The following is a 16,747-nucleotide window of genomic DNA, read 5'->3' on the forward strand; positions in this document are numbered from 1 at the left end:
AAGCCGCTCCCGTGTCAGCAGTTCAGAGATGCCTAACAAGCTGTTATGCTCAATAAAATTACACCGATACGATAAAAATCACCAGGACAGCAAGACTGCGCGATCGCTTTCTTTGTGCAAAATTCTCCCCATCCCTACAAAGTAACTTTTGAGGCGATCGCTCTGTTGTCCATCGCTGGTTCTAAAATGCTGTCTTCGGCTATTTGTTCAACGCAACTGCCATTTTTTCTGGCGCTGTAATGCCTAGAACATTCTCCAGCAGGTTAAAAATCGTTTGCTTGGTGGCTAACAACAGGGCGCAGGCATCAGGCGTGAGGCTGAGGGCATTTAACCACTGATGGCAAGTATCGCTAATAGCCTCCAGGTGGCGGATCACCAAGTGTGGTGCAATTTCAGCCGCACTTTGTTACAGGATTTCGGGAACTGCTTGCACCTGAGAGGCTAGTTTTTCCGTAAGGGAATTATCCCAAGTGTACTCAGCTAATGGCATCAATGCGGGTGCAATTTGCCAGTTATCTCGTTGTGTGGTGTCTAGCCCAATCATGCCTTGTTGGTTTGCTTCTTGCAGGAGGGCGCAGCAACGGGCATGGGCAGTTTGGACGCGATAGAGGGGATCGGCAGCAGTGGGTTGTCCGGCGGTACTGATGTTGATGGGGCAACGTCTGTGAGTGGGACGCTGAAACTGTGCCAGCGTAGGACATCCATTCCTACAGCCTGGATTAGTTCATCCGTGGGGATGTTAGGGATGGGATGAATTTGCTGGGTGGGTTTGTGGAAGGCGTAGAGTTTGATGGGTTGAACGATGATGAATTGAAATTGTTCTTTAGTGTAGCCCAAGCATTGCATCGCGGCGACCAGTTGGATGTCGTAGATTGCTATAGCTCCAACCACTGCGTCAGAAAATGACTTTCAATTTTATTCTGCATAAAGTAATGAAGCAGCGTTAGTCAAGACTGCTCTGTAAGACACTAATTAATTCCTCCAATCGTAGGACTTTGTGCCCAGAATGTTTATAAATACGGAGTTGTGATAAAGCTAGCTGTTCTTTTTTGGTTTGCCGACTAACATTCGTTGACTTACAGTCAATTACAAGGGTATCCTCAATTCCCCGATCTAGATTTTCAGCAATTTCCAACAGCGTTTCAGCGAAAGCTTCCGGCACTCGGATCGTGACCGTCGGCTGATTTTTCCACCGTGAGGGACGGCCCCCACCCGCTCTTGCACCACCCCGACCAGAACTAACCATCATTAACCCCTTCAAGTTTTGTTACTAAATTGACGGAATATCAAAGTGTATAGCTGCTGTTACAAAACCAGTTATTTTTGTTCAAAAGCTTTTTGAACTGTAAGCTATGCTTTTCTGGATTTGACACAAAATTATTAAAATATCCTTAAAAATATCTCTAAAATTGAAATCCTTACAGGACAAGCGTTTCAGCTTGGTGTTCTTAGAAATCACCGAAGAGCTGGTCATTGACAATCACCTTTATTTGTGATAAAGAGTTACCCCAAAACATTAATAGCGGCCCGTGTTTGGTCGGGAGACACTTCCAGGTATCTCTGCAAAGCTCCTAAATCTCTATGTCCGCTGATTTCTTGTAGGACCCGAAGGATGACTCCTTCGCCGTGCATGATGGTGAGCGATGTCCGCCGACAGCTGTGAGAGGAAGCCCCAGAAATATCCAGTTTGTCAAAAGCCATCTCAAAAATGTTGATAGCCTTTCTGAGGCTAAGACATCCCTTCCCTTGCCATCCTGGAAACAAAAATGGATTGTTGGGTTCGGCGAATAAAAATCCGTAATTTAGTGTGCTAATGACTCCTAAAGGGTCATACTCTATGGTTGGCGGAATGTTGGCATCAAGTTGACATTTGATGAGTTTTGATTCATGAAAATAATGGTCGCAATTTTTACAGAGGTAAACTTGCTCTTTATCTCTATACCAGCCTTGCTTACTAAAATGCTTAGCTTCGCAAACAGGACATTGAAGTAGATTGTTCAAAACCAGCTTTCCTTCTGAATTTAAGTTCCTGTGGCTCCATCTTCCAAATAATTCTCGCAGCCAGAGTAATTTTAAAGAATCTTGGCGATACTGTTGGAGAATCTCTTTAAGATGAGGGTGGGTAGGAATTGTCCGAGTTGCTTGTTTTCCTTTGGTGTTCGCTTTACGAATGATAATGTCATCTCGCACGGTTTCTTGATGAAAAGCGTCAACGAAATGCATTTGTCGGGCTTCGGAAACTCGACAAGCTGTATAAAAGCAGGTGGCAAATAAAGCTTTATCTCTCGCTAATCTAAACCCTTGCTCAAATAGTTGTTTAATTTCTCTATTGCTGAGAACTTTAGCTTGACCATTTCTGTCAATCAACATGAGTTTATGATTCCTTAACTACTAAAAAAGTTTGGGGCAGTTTTACAGGGGTTCAATGGTACAATTACTTCATTGAACCTGTTGAATTTCTCGAGAACTGAGAACTTTAGCTTGACCATTCCTGTCAATCAACATGAGTTTATGATTCCTTGATTCCTAAAAAAGTTTGGGGCAGTTTTACAGAGGTTTCAAGGATACAATTACTTCATTTAACCCAAACACTCAGGTTAAGGTAAAAGAAACACAGCCTGTTCAACTTCTTCTCTAGAAACTTCTAGATATTTTTGGAGATTGCTGAGCCGGGTATGCCCAGAAATATTTTGAGTCACTCTGATGGGCACCCCAGCTTTATGCATCTCTGTTAGTGCTGTCCTTCGCCAACTATGAGTAGAAGCTCCAACTACATTCACTCGCTTACAACCATTCTTGAAGATTTCACTGGCTGTGTTCAAAGCGAGACACCCTTTTCCTTCTGCACCAGGGAATAAATAAGGGTTGTTGGGATGCATGAAAAGAAAACCGTAACTCATTGAGTTATAAACTCCCAAACGAATTATGGTATCTCTCAATTCAGGATGATCCACAAAAGCTGTTTTTGTTTGAAAGCGATATAAACAGCTTTTACATTTATACATTTGTTTATCCCGACCCATCCCAGCAGTTGTAATATCGTAGCTGGCGCATTTTGGGCAAATAATTCTCTGCTCGCTGTCAAAAACTTGACCACAATGCAAGCTCTTGTAATCCCATTGTCCGATAATCCGTTTAATCTTCATAAGTTCTCTAGAGTCTTGGATGTATTTTTCTAAAGATGGGGGTAGCTTCGGATGAGTGGGAATGCAGCGAGTAGCCTGTTGACCTTTAGTAATGCATTTCCTAATCACGATAGTCTCTCGAACTTTATCTCCATCAAAGATATCTGTGTAACGAGCTTGTCGTGCTTCTGAAATCCGACAAGCTGTGTAATAGCAGAGTTCATTCAGAGCGCGGTCTCTTTGAGAGAGAAAACCTTGAGTCAGCAAAAGTTCTCTTTCTTGTGGGGTAAGAATTTTTGCTTGCCCATTTCTATTTACTTTCATTGTTCTCATCCCAACTATGGATTGAATGGAGTTGTGAATTAGGGAGTAAACCTTTAACTAGAACTTTCCGAAACACAGCTTTTTGTTCAACACGCACTCCTAAAATTAATGACCAACAATAAGGGTTAGTCACTCGGGAACATCTTCCCCAGTCGCGATAAAATCCTAAAAAGGCTCACTAAAATAGTATAAGTTAAATCCTAAAAACTTACACTAAAATTTTTAGCGGAGGAATCAGGGATTTTAAACCAGAGAGTGGGGCGGTTAGATTTGAGCTAATGGGATTTAGACAAAAACCAAGGCAAAAATAGCTTAAAACCTAAATAGAGAAAGAGTTTCAGCTCGAATCTGCATAAATTTTGTATTCACAAGGGTTTCAGGCGTTTTTAGGTCATCAACCTCTTTCCCTTGCCCAGAAAGCTTTTCAGCCCCTTTAGAGCCTTGAAATTTGTTTAAGTTCCGTTAACCCGGAGAGTGGGGCGGTTAGACTTGAGCTAACGACGTGTCTGTGCAAGAAGTTCCTGCATTCAATGAGGAATGACTTGCACAGTTTAAGGCTCTGAAGAATCTTCAGGGGAGTCTTCTGGCTCCGACTGTTCAGCAAGCTGAAACTGTTCAGTGATGTGTTTAATGGAGCCGATATTAGTATCAGTCTGTTCTAGCTGTGTCAACGCTCCCAGTAACGGGTCAGGCTGATTAATTGAGTGCTTGGGCGGTGGTGTCAACGCTCTTAGTAACGGGTCAGGCTGATTAATTGGGTTATTGGGCGGTGTCAACGCTCCCAGTAACGGGTCAGGCTGATTAATTGGGTTATTGGGCGGTGTCAACGCTCCCAGTAACGGGTCAGGTTGATTAATTGAGTGCTTGGGAGATCGCCCAAGTTGAGCAATCTGTGCTGCCGGACTGTCATACCTCTGGGGAGGTGGCGACCATTGAGGAATTTGTCCCTGGCTAACTCTAGTTGCGTAATCTGGTGTTGAACATCCGCTTTGTTCTAAGTAAGCGAGGGCCGCGTGTCGAAAAGTTCGCGGTGTAACTTGCTTGGGAGTACCAAACAACACTGAGGTAGCTTTGTAGATGGCTGTGGAAACCAGCTCAGAAATGTCGCGGGTACTAAGGGGTTGACCTAGGGTTTCGGGTGTACGATTAGAACCAAGCCGTACAAAGACTAAATTATGATCCGTGGGAATCTTGGAACGCCACTGCTGCTTCCAGGTATCCAATTCTTGAGCGAGATGCTTAGGCAATCGAAACTCGCGGGGCGCTAAAGTTTTTCTCCCCCTTTCCGACTTCAGGTCAGATTGAACCCGGTAGCCATTTTTTTCACGAACTAGCGTGCGCTGCCACTCCAACTGAGAAATTTCTGTTTGGCGAATCGGCGAATAAACTAGAAGAGCGGTAATTAGGTAACGTTGCCAGGATTTCAAGATTGCTGCTTCTGAGCGTGGTGCTCCTGACTGATGTCGTGGTGCACAGCACTGCCGTAAATACTCGACAATCTGCTCCCCTTCTTCCAGGGTTAGCTCTGGTTTGCCCTGGTTCTGTTGTGAGGACTCGTGTTCGTAATTAGTTCTGAGGGTATGTAGGTAATCCTGTAGCGCTTTAACAGCAGGAATTTCTGAGTTGGGCTGCTTCTGGGAGTTCAGCCATTTAGCAACAGATAGAGATGCCTGAACCATATTGAGTGCCCAGCCGTAGCTGTTGCCCTTTTGCTTAAGACCCCAGTCGATGAAAACTTGGAGTTGCTCTGGCGAAGCCACTTGCTCAATTGCAAGCCGTTCGGAAGAGTATCCCTGAATATTGTGCAGCCATCCCAAAATGCACAGAAGATTACTTCTATAAGTTTCAAAGGTGTCGAGCGCGATCGCTTTTCCTTTTCTTCCCCGTACTCGAGATTTAGTCCAGAAGTCGCCCAGTTGTTTAAGCTGCTGCTCTAGCTTATGGGTAAGCTCTTCCTCTTTGAGGGCATAGGGTTCTACCTGACGCGGTCTCGCTTTGGGCTGTGTTTTGGACAACATTTGACCGCTGTACATCTGAGGTGCATACTCCCCGATCCGACTGCTTGGGGTAGGGTCATCGCCAGCTTGCGTGTACATCCAGCTCAAAAATCTCTGCAAAGCTGAGCGGTAGTTGTTGAGGGTTCCACGGGAAACTTTTCGCGCTTTTGAATCCAAATTTGAGCCAGTATTCAGAGTTTCCAGGAGTTGTCTTGCGTTTCCTAAAAACTGTGACAGCGGAATTTTTGCCAGACATTCATCTAGATGACTTCGTAGTTCAGCTTCCGCAAACCCATAGTTTGGCAAAATATACCGTCTCAAAGCTGTCTGAAGATTACTGACGAGTCGGGGGTTAGCCTGAGCTGCCTTAGTCTTGGTAAATTGCTCTAATGCTTCACTGACTGTCTTTGGTTGCATGGTTGCCTAATCCCAGCTACTGCCCCAACGGCTTGCATATCGCTTCCGTGTTGAGCTTACCGCCATTATGTGTGGCAGCAGTCAGCTCGCGGCTTTTTGCTCCTCCAGAAAGGGTAGTTACTGCCCTCTTATACTATCTCAGGAGCAATTTGTGAAGTGTTTGAAACTGTTTCTGGTTCGTTTATTTCACACCTTTGATTGTGGAATTTGGGATGCACAAGTTTAAATAGGAAGGTTTATATAAAGTTTTGTGACTAATCGTTACTCCGAAAAGTTACTTTGAGTTGGCAATAAGGACTTTAGCTCTTGCTGTGGCAGCGGTGGGAGACAACGAAATAGAAAGCAGCTAGATGACCCCAGTAAGCTTTCTGGTCTTCTGTCTGAGCATATTTCAGAAGGCTTTGACGAGGAAGGTGCCCGATGTACTTGGCTATAGATGGTTTGAGACTGGATGAGAAAGGTTCATCTTTAAGAAGGGGTTTAAAGTTCAGAGTCAAGTGTCTTGAAGTGCGAATTGAAGCGGCAGTCTCGGCGGCTATCTTGCCGTGCGATCGCTTCCTGCTGAGACCTGAGACAGTCATGGGTAGCTCAACATCTAAGCATTCAAACATTCGAGCATTTAAACATTTGGATGCTTCCCGCCTTGAACTGCGATAGAATCTGTCCATGACGACTCATCGCCGCATCCCATGATTGTGACAGTGACTCTAAGCATTTAAACATTCAAGCATCTAAATGTTTAAATGCTTAGATGCTTTTCGCCTTGAACTGCGATAGAATCTGTCCATGACGACTCATCGCCGCATCCCATGATTGTGACGGTTGCTTCATTTAAAGGAGGGGTGGGGAAAACAACCACGGCCTTACATTTGGCTGCCTACCTCCAACAGCATGCTCCAACTCTTGTGGTAGATGGGGATCTTAACCGCAGTGCTAGTGAGTGGGCTAGTCGAGAGAAATTGCCGTTTAAGGTTGTGGATGAAAAGCAGGCAATCCGCTTTGCCAAACAGTACGAACATATTGTGATTGATACACCTGCCCGACCTGCTCCAGAAGAACTCAAAACCTTGGCTGAGGGCTGCGACCTACTGGTCTTGCCCACTTCGCCTGATGCGCTGGCTCTCAGTGCCATGCTGCAAATGGTGGCGGCGCTGCATGCCCTTACTTCTAACTACCGAATTTTGCTAACTCTGATTCCTCCTCATCCCAGCAAAGTGGGAGCAGAAACGAGAGCTACGATTGAAAAGGCTTCTCTACCTATCTTTAAATCGGAAATTCGACGGCTAGCAGTCTTCCAACGAGCTGCCTTAGAAGGGGTTCCAGTCTACGATGTGAAAGATCCCTATGCTAAAAATGCTTGGCGCTGCTATACCGCTGTTGGGGAGGAGATACTGCCATGAGCCGTTTTGACGAGCTATTCAATGCCGCTAAAAAGGTACCTGCGCCTGAGACCAAGCCGACCAAAAGTACCAAACTATCTAAAAGTAAAGACCCCAACTATATCCGCACGACTGTTTACCTTCCCAAGGAATTACATCGGCAACTGAAGTCCGTCGCGGTGTCGGATGAGCAGGAGATGAGCCAGATTGTTGAAGAGTCTCTTGCCCAGTATCTGAAATCTCGATCGACTCATCTAGATGTTTAAATTCTTGTGCGATCTCGCTACTACGTCGCGATCGCTACGAGCGTAGCTACCAGTGCCTATTTTTCTGCCTCATCTCCCCGAAACAGCTATTTAGCCAATTGGTATATTAATGTTCTACTAGCTGGATTTCGGACTTTTCCTGGTGAATCAGTAGTAGTGAGAGCGCTACAGATAGGCTATAGGCAAATTTGGGGAAGCAAGCACGGAACAAACATATCTCCTTTGAAGGCAGATAGCTCAGTTCTGAGCGGTCATTAGACTTCTTGCACGAATTAGGTAGAAAATGGCTTTCATTAGATCAGAGTGAAGAATCACCCATGACCTACGAACACCTCAAAGACCTAAAGCATAGTGCCTTCAAGCGATGAAGTGGCATTAATGAATCCAGCAATGATTGACCCACTAGCTCTCCCCTTACTGCCACTGCTTGAACATCGTCATCTACCCAAGTGTCCAGCTATTTACTTTGCTCTGAAAGGCAATAAAATTCTATCGCTCTTGTGTCACTTTCGGGAAATTAGACGAGTTTACGCTGTATCAGCCCACGAAAAATCAAGGTTTCATCCCAGTTTGACCGAAAAGCGCTATACATTGGCAGAGCTAACAATCTCTATCGCCGCTGGCTAGCTCATCATCGTTGGAATCAATTTCAGAGTCTAATAATTACTGAAAACATTCAAATAGCATGGCTGGAGTGCTATGACACCAACTTACTACCGGAGATTGAGAAGGCGTTGATTAGGTATTTTTAGCGCCGTTAATGCGGGGCTAAAAATACCTAATGCGTCGAAATCTCAATGCCTCATATGTTTGTACATACATAACCTATGAAATGAAAAAAGAGTTGGAAGAATAAGCAAATGAGGAAGAAAGCTCTATGTCTTGGCTTGTTGCCAAATTGATTGAGGAAGCGCTTCTTAGGCGTCGGTAACAGAAGCGCCAACAATCGTCGAGACAAAGTGAGAAGTAGCGATGCCTGTGACCCGAACTACGCACTCCTGGCCCCAACCTAGGCAGAACGTAAGCAGGTTTTCAAAAGAACTGTCCAGCATAAATTAGATGTAGTTTAGTAAGAAACTGGATATAAATGTTAAGAAGCAGACGCACTCAGATTAAAAACTCTGCTAAACAACTCCAACAAGAAAACGAGTTGCAATCCCCGGCTTTATTAGAACTAGCTAGAATTCTTTATGCTCGTTTAAACGAGCAAGGATTTGAATTTCCCAATGAAATTAAAAAAAATTATCCAGAATTAGAAAAGTTTTTAACCACTAAGTTAGCAACATTCGCCGCCGAAGCCTTGCTGGAGCAGATTAATTTTAAAGACCTACCTGTAGAGGATATAACTGCTCTACTAGGACTTGAAAAAAACCCGACACCCGTAACAGAACCCAAGCTTTCAACCTTAGAAGAGATTCCTTCCTCATCTCCCTTTAGAGTAGGAGTAGAATCTTGCTACCGAATTGATAAATGGAAAAATAGCCCTGACAACTGGGGAGTTTTTGAATCTCCTTGCAAAAATAAACCTAGCAATAGTGTAGAAGTTTATATATCAGGGGGGAATGATGGCGAAATATTAGCGCTTGAAGCCGCCTTGCAAATCATCGATCTAATTGGCATAGATGCAGCAAAACTTCAGTTAGTTTTTGCTTCACATCTACTTAATCAGCCTAATCCTTGTCTTGCTAAGTTTTCTCTGAAAGGAACCGAAGTTATCAAACAAATAGGCTGGGATAAAAAACATCGGTTAACCCTTTCTGAAAAGCTAGCTCAACTTGCCAGCATTTCCTTCCATTTAGGAAGAATGCTGATGAGCTGTACGTGGGTTGAAGGAAAGCCCAAAGGCAATAAAGTTAATGCCAGTGTTAGCGTCTCTCCTCTGTGGGTTGTTAAGACAGATGTGATAGGGCAAAAAAACTTACTTACAGGGAAAGTAGAGCAGCCTGATGAGGTTTATATCACTGTCAGTCCTGGTCCTTGGGTTGATAGCTGGTTAAACCGGGTTGGAGCAAGAGCTGGTACGGCGTTATGTCAGTTTGGTTGGCTAGCTACGAACATCTTGAAAATTGACCCCTACCACGATGAACTTGCCCTCAAACTGGCAATTCATCTGACTATGTTAAGCCGGATCAAGGCTAGGGATATAAAACCCTACGAATATAAAGTGGGGGATCTTTTAGAGGCGGTAGAACTGGAATCCCGAATTAATGCAGCTCGTCTTGACAAATACAAAGCCCGCGATTTAAAGAATGACTGGAATAAGGCGGTGAGCCTGTTGATAAGTCTGGGTTGGCGGGTCATGTTTGACGATGCCACCTACCCAGAATGGTTAAGGCCCAATAGCAAAGTTGAAAAACCCTCTGGCTGGAAAGACAAGAAAATCATTGATTGGTTGTGGAAAGCCAAGTTGACGATTAAACCACCAGAACCAATTCCAGCCCTGCTAGCAAGCAAGAGAGAACCATTACAACTGAAGCCAGTTGCATCCAAGTCAGAACCTATCTTGACAGGGGCTGATATCCGCAAGCAAAGGGAAGCCAAAGGAGTAAGCCAAACAGCCCTGGCTGAGTGGGCGGGTAAAACTAAAGCTTGGCTGTGCATGGTGGAGAAGGGCAAACGAAAGATAGATCCGAAAGAGGCAAAAGAGCTTTGGGTAGGTATTGACTTTTTGGCGAATAAGTCAGCCCAACCATGAATTTACCTTCCTGCAATACAATTTTGGATTTAGGTTTGTAAAACCCAAGCCCCAAGGTAATTTCGGATTTTGAATCAGGTAGGTCATGCCCCCATAGGGTGTTAACACCCTATGGGATAAATGGTTAACAGCTTTGTTAACTAAAAAAACTTGCTAAAAAGAGCTTCAAATCTTTGCGGGACAATAACTTCAGCGGTTAACAAAAAATGCCCCATCTCATCACCAAAACGCCCCATCTCGTCACCAAAACGCCCCATCTCATCACCACGCATTTCTGAAACCTTTACATAATAAAGATTTCAGCCTTTGTTTACATCCCGATCAGTTTGAGTAGTTTGATGAGAGTACAGCCCTCCTTGAATCCGAGCTGGCATAATTGTGGAAAGAAAAAAATAACGCTGCGTCGCAAAAAGAGCCGCTACCAATGGCAAGGTACAAAAACCGCCAAAAATCAGCCGATGGCAAGGCTAAACAGCCGCCAATGACGACTTGGGGAAACCCAAGAAGCCAGCTAACCCTTGACGCAGAACTTAGCCCCTTGCTAGTCAATGTGCTGGAAGACGCCCTAACCCAAAAGCAACTAGGCGATCGCCTAGTTGCCCTAAAGTAAAAACACACCTATTTAGAGAATTGTTTATGAGGTTGCGAAAAAAGCAGCCATAGTCAAAACCCTAAAACAACAACACCCCCACTCAAACAAGTAGGGGTATCGTGCAGACCTGTTGGTCTGTGGTCATCTTAATAAACGGAATAAACGGAGCAAAGTCGCTCAGACAGTCCAATTAGAGAACAACTTTTATCTTGGCGGATGAACTCGTTCTCTATCGCACTGGCTGGAACGCGGTTTTAGTGGTCTTCGATGCCTTGTAGCTATAAATTAGCATTTGTAGCTACAAATTGGCTTTGGGTAATTACCATCTAGCTTATCTCGAAATCCAAAGCCAGCGCAACACGCACGCGCCACCACAAACCGCACGACTTTGGCTCCTACAAACCCCACTCTGTAAGGAGTTTAGCTCGTGCCATTACAAATATTAGAGTTATTAAAGCGCGTGTGCCGCTGTCAATCTCACTTAGAGGTGGCAGCATGAGTCAATTCAAGCTCTTTAAGCGCGGTAGCTGCCCCATCTGTAACGGTCTTCGGAAAGACTGCCGTGAGAACGCCCACACCCAGCTCGTCCACTGTCGAGCTAATGTTGTTTCAGCGCCAGGGTATTGCTTCATCAAGCAAGACACCTGGGGCTTCAATATGTGGGCAGTTGACCAGGGACAAGATTCTTGGAACGAGCAAGAGTGGGAAACCCACCGTCGTCAGATAGCAGCCGAACGAGAGCGACGACTGCAAGCAGAAGCCAAACACTTTGCCTCTCTGCTTGATGTTGAAGAGCGCGATCGCCATATCCGCAAGCTTCACCAACAGCTGGGGCTGAGTACAAAACATCGGCAGAAATTACGCGACCGAGGGCTAACAGATACCCAAATTGACGCGGGGTTTTTCTTTAGCATTGCACCTTGGCAAGAAATCAGCGGCATCAATGCGAGACTCACTGGGGTGGATTTGTGGGGTAAAAAGCTACTGATTCCTGCCTCTGGCATTGGATGCCCCGTAAGGGATGAATTAGGGCGTTTCATCGGCTTCCAAACCCGCTTTGACGATGCCACTGATAGCAAGTACAAGTGGCCCACCAGCCGTACAGCCAAGCGTCCAAACGGTGCCACTTCCCACCTGCCAAATGGAGAGTTACCCATTAGCTGTTGCCGTCCCGCGACGGGCGAGATGGGCAGAAGTTACCTTACCACCTCATCCCCCAGCTCAACTAAAAGCATCGGGTTAGCAGAAGGCTTCCTCAAATCCTATATTGCCGCCCAAAAGCTCAATTCTGTAGTCATCGGTGCTGCTGGGGGGAACTTTACCGCCAGCCGTCAACAACTCAAGACATATTTGGAGGCGCTATCGGCTGAACTCAGCACTCACACAGTTAACTTGTACCCAGATGCGGGAGCCGTTGCTAACCCCGCTGTGATGCGGCAATATCAGCTAACGATTGAGCTAGTGCAGGAATGGGGTTATGAAGTACAGGTAGCTTGGTGGGGTCAACTGACCAAAGAATCTCCTGACATTGACGAGCTAGAAAACCTGGAAGCGATCGCTATCATTACCCCAGAGGAATTTTTAGCTAAAAGCCAATACCAGAGACAATCCAGCATCAATCTTCCATTGGAAAATGCTCCACAGAGCGAACCCGACCCTGAAGAATACGCCGCCTATGTGCAGCGGAAAGCCGACGAGGAAGCTCTAGAAGCCGCACAAGAAGCCGAAAGAGTACAGCAAAGAAAGGAGCAGTACGAGCAACAGGTAGCAGCCGTACAAGCCCAACTCAACGCTCTATCTTATCCACCGACGCTTTCCCTCAACCAGCGTTACTTAGGGAAAGACATTTGGAATAAGTTACCCAACCTCAAAGGTGCTATCTGTGGCATTAAGAGTCCCAAAAACACTGGGAAAACTTGGGCATTAATCGCCCTTGTAGAAGCCGCCAAGCGAAGAGAACAGAAAGTCTTATTAATTTATCATCGGCGGATTTTAGGACGTGAAGGCTGCCTGAAAGTCGGTGCGGACTACATTGACGACATCGGTGTAGCTGGCAATTATGCGCTGTCTATTGAGATGTTGGGACATAATCCCACCTTGGGGCTTTGCTTTGACTCCCTGTGGAAATTGAATCCCTCTGACTGGGAAGGGGCAATTCTAATTCTCGATGAAGTCGAGCAATCCTTAAACCATCTGATGATGTCTACTACCTGTGAAGAGAAGCGGGGACTACTTCAACTGAAGTTTGCCAAAATTATCGAAACCGTACTGTCCACCGGAGGACAAATTATCGCCTTAGATGCCGATTTAACTGATTTGTCCCTCAACTACATCAAAGCCTTTGCTCCGGATACTACACCAGTACATTTAGTTTTAAATACTGTACTCGCTCCATCTTGGAAGGTGCGATTCTCTACGAATGCTATGAAATCAGGCACCGAAGCCGCAATCATTCGCTATGTGTCCGCAGGTGAGAAAATTGCTGTAGCGGTGGATTCCCAAAAAGAAGCGGAAGCATTAGAGCGCGACATTCTCAATTCTTACCCTAACTTGAAAGTGCTGCGGATCGACCGCAAGACATCAGAACAGGAATTAATCAAGGATTTTGTCAAGCGTCCTAACGAGGGCTTGCAGGCGCTTGAGCCACAGGTCTTAATCTACACTCCCACAATGGGAACTGGTGTCAGCATCGACATTCCCTATTTTGATCTAATGGTAGGAATGTTTTTCGGACGCATCACCGACACCGAAGCACGGCAGATGCTGGGACGAGTGCGATCGTCTATCCCGCGGCTGGTATGGTGTAAGAAGTTTGCCTCTGACTCTGGCGTGAGTACATCGCTACTTCCCAATGTAGTTAAGCGTACCTGCCACCAGTTCCACAAAAGCACCTCCCGGATAGTCAATTTGGCAGCTGCACTAATTGAAGCTGAGGTTGACGCTGTTGAATTGTTTGAAACAGCGGCAGCACTCCTGAAAGGGAATAACTTCAATTGCTCTCATTTTGATATGTGGGCATCTTTGCAAGCGCGGCGTAATGGCTCTTTGAAGCATCTTCAAGAGAGGTTAATCGCAGGATTAAAAGCCGAAGGGCATGATGTTGAAGTGGTTAATATCGGTCAATCGAAGGAAACGGCTCATACCATCAAAGGGATTAAGAAGGAATTAGAGTGGGAAGAGGCGACAGCACTCGCCACTGCCCAGGACATTCCCTTAGAGGAAGCCAAGCGAATTCTTAAGACTGACCGCTCTACTGAGGAGCAACGCTTTCAGGCTCGCAAAGCTGTCTTGAAAGACAGATTACCAGGAATTGAGCTGACACCGGAGTTTGTTTACAAAGCAGCGATTGCCGAACATGGTGAATGGCTGCGTCAAATCAAGCTCTACTGGAGTTGTCTGAATCCCGATAAAGTGGCTCTGTTGGACAAAAAGACTTGGTTTTATCATTTAGCGAAGATTCTACCCTTTCTGCCAGACATCCGTACTTATAGCTTTCAAGTGAAGGTATTGCGGGATTTGGGACTGTTGGAGTTAATCGAGAGTGGGGAGGTGTTGTCAAATTCTCATCTCAAGGTGCAACAGAGCGCCCAAAGGGCATTTAAAGACAGACGCCGAATCAAAACTGCCCTCAACCTAACAATCAAGCTGAGAAAGCCGGGAGACACCAAGAGCAAAGGGCAGACTCCTATGCAAATCGTCAGCCGTTTGTTGGAAAAACTTGGGGTAGAACTTGAGCAACTGGGGTACGACCACGAGCAGCAAGAATGGCTTTATGGGATTAACGAAGAATTTTGGCACGATAGTGATCGCGCTACCGTGTTGCGGGCGCTGGATGAGAAATACGCAGACTTAACGCCTCAAGCGCCTGCTGTATCTGGTGTTCAAGCGTCGGAGATAGAAGCCAGCGATCGCTCGGCGCTTTATATAAATAATCAGGAACGAGGCGATCAACCACAAAGCCATATAGAGCAAGCTGTCCCGACCTCAGATAATGCAGTTTTTGTTTCGATGAGAGCGGTTGAGGAATTTGACCAATTTGAGCCAGAAGACGGATATCACATCTCGATTAAAACCTGTGTTCAATTGCTTCAAGAAGCTATTGATAAAGGTGTTAAGGCCATCAAATCCCTACTTAAGCCCTGGCGCACAGAAAGGCGGTGGGGGGCTGTGCTGTTGCTGGAAAGGCTTTCAGCGGAAGCTGTCAGGCGGTTAGAGCAGATGTGTCCGGATTTTTATAACTGGCTCGACGAGTCCTTTTTGCCGCACTCAGGGGTGGGATAGCGATCTACGGAACGGAGTAACCCACTCCAATAATAGACATCTTGCATGAACCAATCTTCATCCCCAAATTTGATGGGGCTTTCCGAGTAACCATCTGTGTAAATCTCGTGTACCCTACTGTTGGCTTACGTCTACATCTGTGTAATAACCTTGCTGTTTTTTTGGGCGCTCGATTGGACTTTCAGTTACATCGACGACCACGACGCTCCAAGTGTAAGCATTTTGGTAAAGTTGCTTTTTACCAGGCAGTCGGAACTTGCCAGATTGCATTAATAAGGTTTCAACCTTCTTTCCTCAAGCGACATACCGCAGATTCGCTGATTTCCCAACTGGTTGCAATGTGAAATTGAGTACGATACTCCCGCCAATACTCCAACACTAGAAGTAATTGGTCTTCAACACTCAACTTTGCCTGCCCACCTCGTTTGCCCGTGCGGTCTAACTGAGGGCGCAACACTTCTACCATTTGCTCAAACGTTTCACGCTCTCACGCCACACTTGCGTTTGAAAGCACTAGGTTTAAGGAATTTGAGTTGCTCGTAGGTCATTGCTAATCCTCCTTAACCCACTTCTAACTGTCCTTTTCCTATTCACGCAAGAGGTCTATTGGCTTGAATGCACCGCCTGACGGACAATTAGAAGTATTATCGAGAACGGTTGTTCTAATAAATTTATGCCCCGGATTGTCTCTTGGGACACCTCTGAGTTGATACTGACCGAGCCGCTGCCTCTGACGCTTCACCCAGCAGCGGTGTACCTTTCTCTTTTGGCACCCGGCTCTCGACCGACGATGCGTCAGTCCCTCGATGCGATCGCGTCTCTGCTCACAAACGGTCAGTGCGACGCGATGACGCTCAATTGGGCGGCGTTGCGCTATCAGCACGCGGCAGCGGTGCAGGGAGCGTTACTGGCCTCGCGAAAGCCGGAGACGGTCAGAAAGATGATGTGTGCCTTGAGACGGGTACTTAAAGAAGCGCTGCGGCTGGATTTGATGGATGCGACTGCTTATGCCAAGGCAATTGATTTACCTCAGATTCGGAGCAATCCGGAACTCAGGGGCCGTGCCTTAAGCGAGGATGAAATTGCGGCGTTATTTGAGGCGTGCCATAATGACTCGACGCCTGCGGGTGTTAGAGATGCGGCTTTGATTGCGATTCTTCGGGTGGGGTTGCGTCGGGCTGAGGTGGTGTTTTTAGAGTTAAAAGATTTTAAGGCGAGTACGGGGGAAGTGAAGGTACGGGGGGGTAAGGGGGGAAAAAACCGCACGGTGTACCTTCCAAGCGATGCCATTGTACTGGTGGAAGATTGGTTGAAGGTCAGGGGACGATCTCCGGGTGCGCTGTTATGTCCTACTTGGAAACAGGGTCGCATCCATATTAGACCTCTGACGCCCCAAGCAGTGCTGATGATTCTTCGCAAACGGGCACTCGAAGCTGAGGTCGATCTGTTTTCTCCTCACGATTTTCGGCGGACGTTTTGCTCAGATTTACTGGATGCGGGGGTTGATATTGTGACGGTGGCTGCTTTGGCGGGACACTCTTCGCCTGAAGTGGTGGCTAAATATGACCGTCGGGGAGAGGAAACTAAACGAAAAGCTGTGGAGAAGTTATCAATTCCTAGCAAAGGTCGAACTACCAAATAGCGCAGTACTATGGCAGGCTCCCACGCTTT

The 16,747-nt window shown here is 46.1% G+C and carries 18 protein-coding genes; 7 read left to right on the forward strand and 11 right to left on the reverse strand.

All coding sequences use genetic code 11. The features are described from left to right. Window positions 1–199: 199 nt before the first annotated feature. The 8 genes from NDI33_RS19840 to NDI33_RS19875 all read right to left on the reverse strand — a co-directional run bounded on the left by NDI33_RS19840 (window position 200) and on the right by NDI33_RS19875 (window position 6,444). On the reverse strand, window positions 200–379 hold the full coding sequence (locus tag NDI33_RS19840) for a hypothetical protein (protein ID WP_348245659.1): 180 nt from the start codon (window positions 377–379) through the stop codon (window positions 200–202). A gap of 27 nt (window positions 380–406) precedes the next feature. Beyond that, window positions 407–544 (reverse strand): hypothetical protein, encoded by a 138-nt coding sequence (locus NDI33_RS19845; RefSeq protein ID WP_190676086.1) that lies wholly within the window; start codon window positions 542–544, stop codon window positions 407–409. Next, window positions 541–891, reverse strand: a complete 351-nt coding sequence (locus NDI33_RS19850; RefSeq protein WP_190676088.1) for a hypothetical protein — start codon at window positions 889–891, stop codon at window positions 541–543. Before NDI33_RS19850 ends, NDI33_RS19845 begins: the two co-directional genes overlap by 4 nt. A 52-nt stretch (window positions 892–943) precedes the next feature. Continuing rightward, window positions 944–1,249 (reverse strand): hypothetical protein, encoded by a 306-nt coding sequence (locus NDI33_RS19855; protein WP_199302457.1) that lies wholly within the window; start codon window positions 1,247–1,249, stop codon window positions 944–946. Between the two features lie 254 nt (window positions 1,250–1,503). Further along, on the reverse strand, window positions 1,504–2,370 hold the full coding sequence (locus tag NDI33_RS19860) for a tyrosine-type recombinase/integrase (RefSeq protein WP_190676090.1): 867 nt from the start codon (window positions 2,368–2,370) through the stop codon (window positions 1,504–1,506). A 227-nt stretch (window positions 2,371–2,597) separates the two neighbouring features. Beyond that, entirely contained in the window at window positions 2,598–3,449 is an 852-nt protein-coding gene (locus NDI33_RS19865; RefSeq protein WP_190676092.1) for a site-specific integrase, read from the reverse strand. Window positions 3,450–4,000: 551 nt separating this feature from the next. Then, window positions 4,001–5,863, reverse strand: coding sequence for a tyrosine-type recombinase/integrase (locus NDI33_RS19870; RefSeq protein WP_190676094.1), 1,863 nt, complete (start codon window positions 5,861–5,863; stop codon window positions 4,001–4,003). Between the two features lie 299 nt (window positions 5,864–6,162). Next, the gene (locus NDI33_RS19875; RefSeq protein WP_190676096.1) at window positions 6,163–6,444 is read right to left on the reverse strand and encodes a hypothetical protein; all 282 of its coding nucleotides are present in this window, start codon (window positions 6,442–6,444) and stop codon (window positions 6,163–6,165) included. A gap of 228 nt (window positions 6,445–6,672) precedes the next feature. On the opposite strand from NDI33_RS19875, the gene NDI33_RS19880 reads away from it, so the two are divergent. The 4 genes from NDI33_RS19880 to NDI33_RS19895 all read left to right on the forward strand — a co-directional run bounded on the left by NDI33_RS19880 (window position 6,673) and on the right by NDI33_RS19895 (window position 10,203). Further along, window positions 6,673–7,263, forward strand: coding sequence for a ParA family protein (locus tag NDI33_RS19880; protein ID WP_190676098.1), 591 nt, complete (start codon window positions 6,673–6,675; stop codon window positions 7,261–7,263). After that, on the forward strand, window positions 7,260–7,508 hold the full coding sequence (locus tag NDI33_RS19885) for a hypothetical protein (protein ID WP_190676100.1): 249 nt from the start codon (window positions 7,260–7,262) through the stop codon (window positions 7,506–7,508). The genes NDI33_RS19880 and NDI33_RS19885 overlap by 4 nt, the downstream gene beginning before the upstream one ends. 378 nt (window positions 7,509–7,886) lie before the next feature. Then, a complete protein-coding gene (locus NDI33_RS19890) occupies window positions 7,887–8,135 on the forward strand; it encodes a hypothetical protein (RefSeq protein ID WP_348245660.1) in 249 nt (82 codons plus the stop codon). 460 nt (window positions 8,136–8,595) lie between these two features. Further along, window positions 8,596–10,203, forward strand: a complete 1,608-nt coding sequence (locus NDI33_RS19895; protein ID WP_190676106.1) for a helix-turn-helix transcriptional regulator — start codon at window positions 8,596–8,598, stop codon at window positions 10,201–10,203. Between the two features lie 140 nt (window positions 10,204–10,343). Here the strand turns inward: NDI33_RS19895 and NDI33_RS19900 are convergent, their stop codons facing one another. Beyond that, window positions 10,344–10,475, reverse strand: a complete 132-nt coding sequence (locus tag NDI33_RS19900) for a hypothetical protein (protein ID WP_277878877.1) — start codon at window positions 10,473–10,475, stop codon at window positions 10,344–10,346. Window positions 10,476–10,627: 152 nt separating this feature from the next. Here NDI33_RS19900 and NDI33_RS19905 point away from each other — a divergent pair, with 152 nt between their 5' ends. Both NDI33_RS19905 and NDI33_RS19910 read left to right on the forward strand, forming a co-directional pair. Continuing rightward, entirely contained in the window at window positions 10,628–10,813 is a 186-nt protein-coding gene (locus tag NDI33_RS19905; RefSeq protein ID WP_190676108.1) for a hypothetical protein, read from the forward strand. 477 nt (window positions 10,814–11,290) lie between these two features. Further along, entirely contained in the window at window positions 11,291–15,076 is a 3,786-nt protein-coding gene (locus tag NDI33_RS19910; RefSeq protein ID WP_190676109.1) for a plasmid replication protein, CyRepA1 family, read from the forward strand. Between the two features lie 114 nt (window positions 15,077–15,190). On the opposite strand, the gene NDI33_RS19915 is transcribed toward NDI33_RS19910, so the two are convergent. After that, entirely contained in the window at window positions 15,191–15,346 is a 156-nt protein-coding gene (locus NDI33_RS19915; protein WP_199302458.1) for a hypothetical protein, read from the reverse strand. Between the two features lie 10 nt (window positions 15,347–15,356). Continuing rightward, window positions 15,357–15,542, reverse strand: a complete 186-nt coding sequence (locus NDI33_RS19920; RefSeq protein ID WP_199302459.1) for a transposase family protein — start codon at window positions 15,540–15,542, stop codon at window positions 15,357–15,359. Window positions 15,543–15,749: 207 nt separating this feature from the next. On the opposite strand from NDI33_RS19920, the gene NDI33_RS19925 reads away from it, so the two are divergent. Further along, window positions 15,750–16,718, forward strand: a complete 969-nt coding sequence (locus NDI33_RS19925; RefSeq protein WP_190676111.1) for a site-specific integrase — start codon at window positions 15,750–15,752, stop codon at window positions 16,716–16,718. Window positions 16,719–16,747: the final 29 nt, after the last annotated feature.

Source organism: Trichocoleus sp. DQ-A1, from assembly GCF_039961955.1.
Lineage (GTDB): Bacteria > Cyanobacteriota > Cyanobacteriia > Cyanobacteriales > FACHB-T130 > FACHB-T130.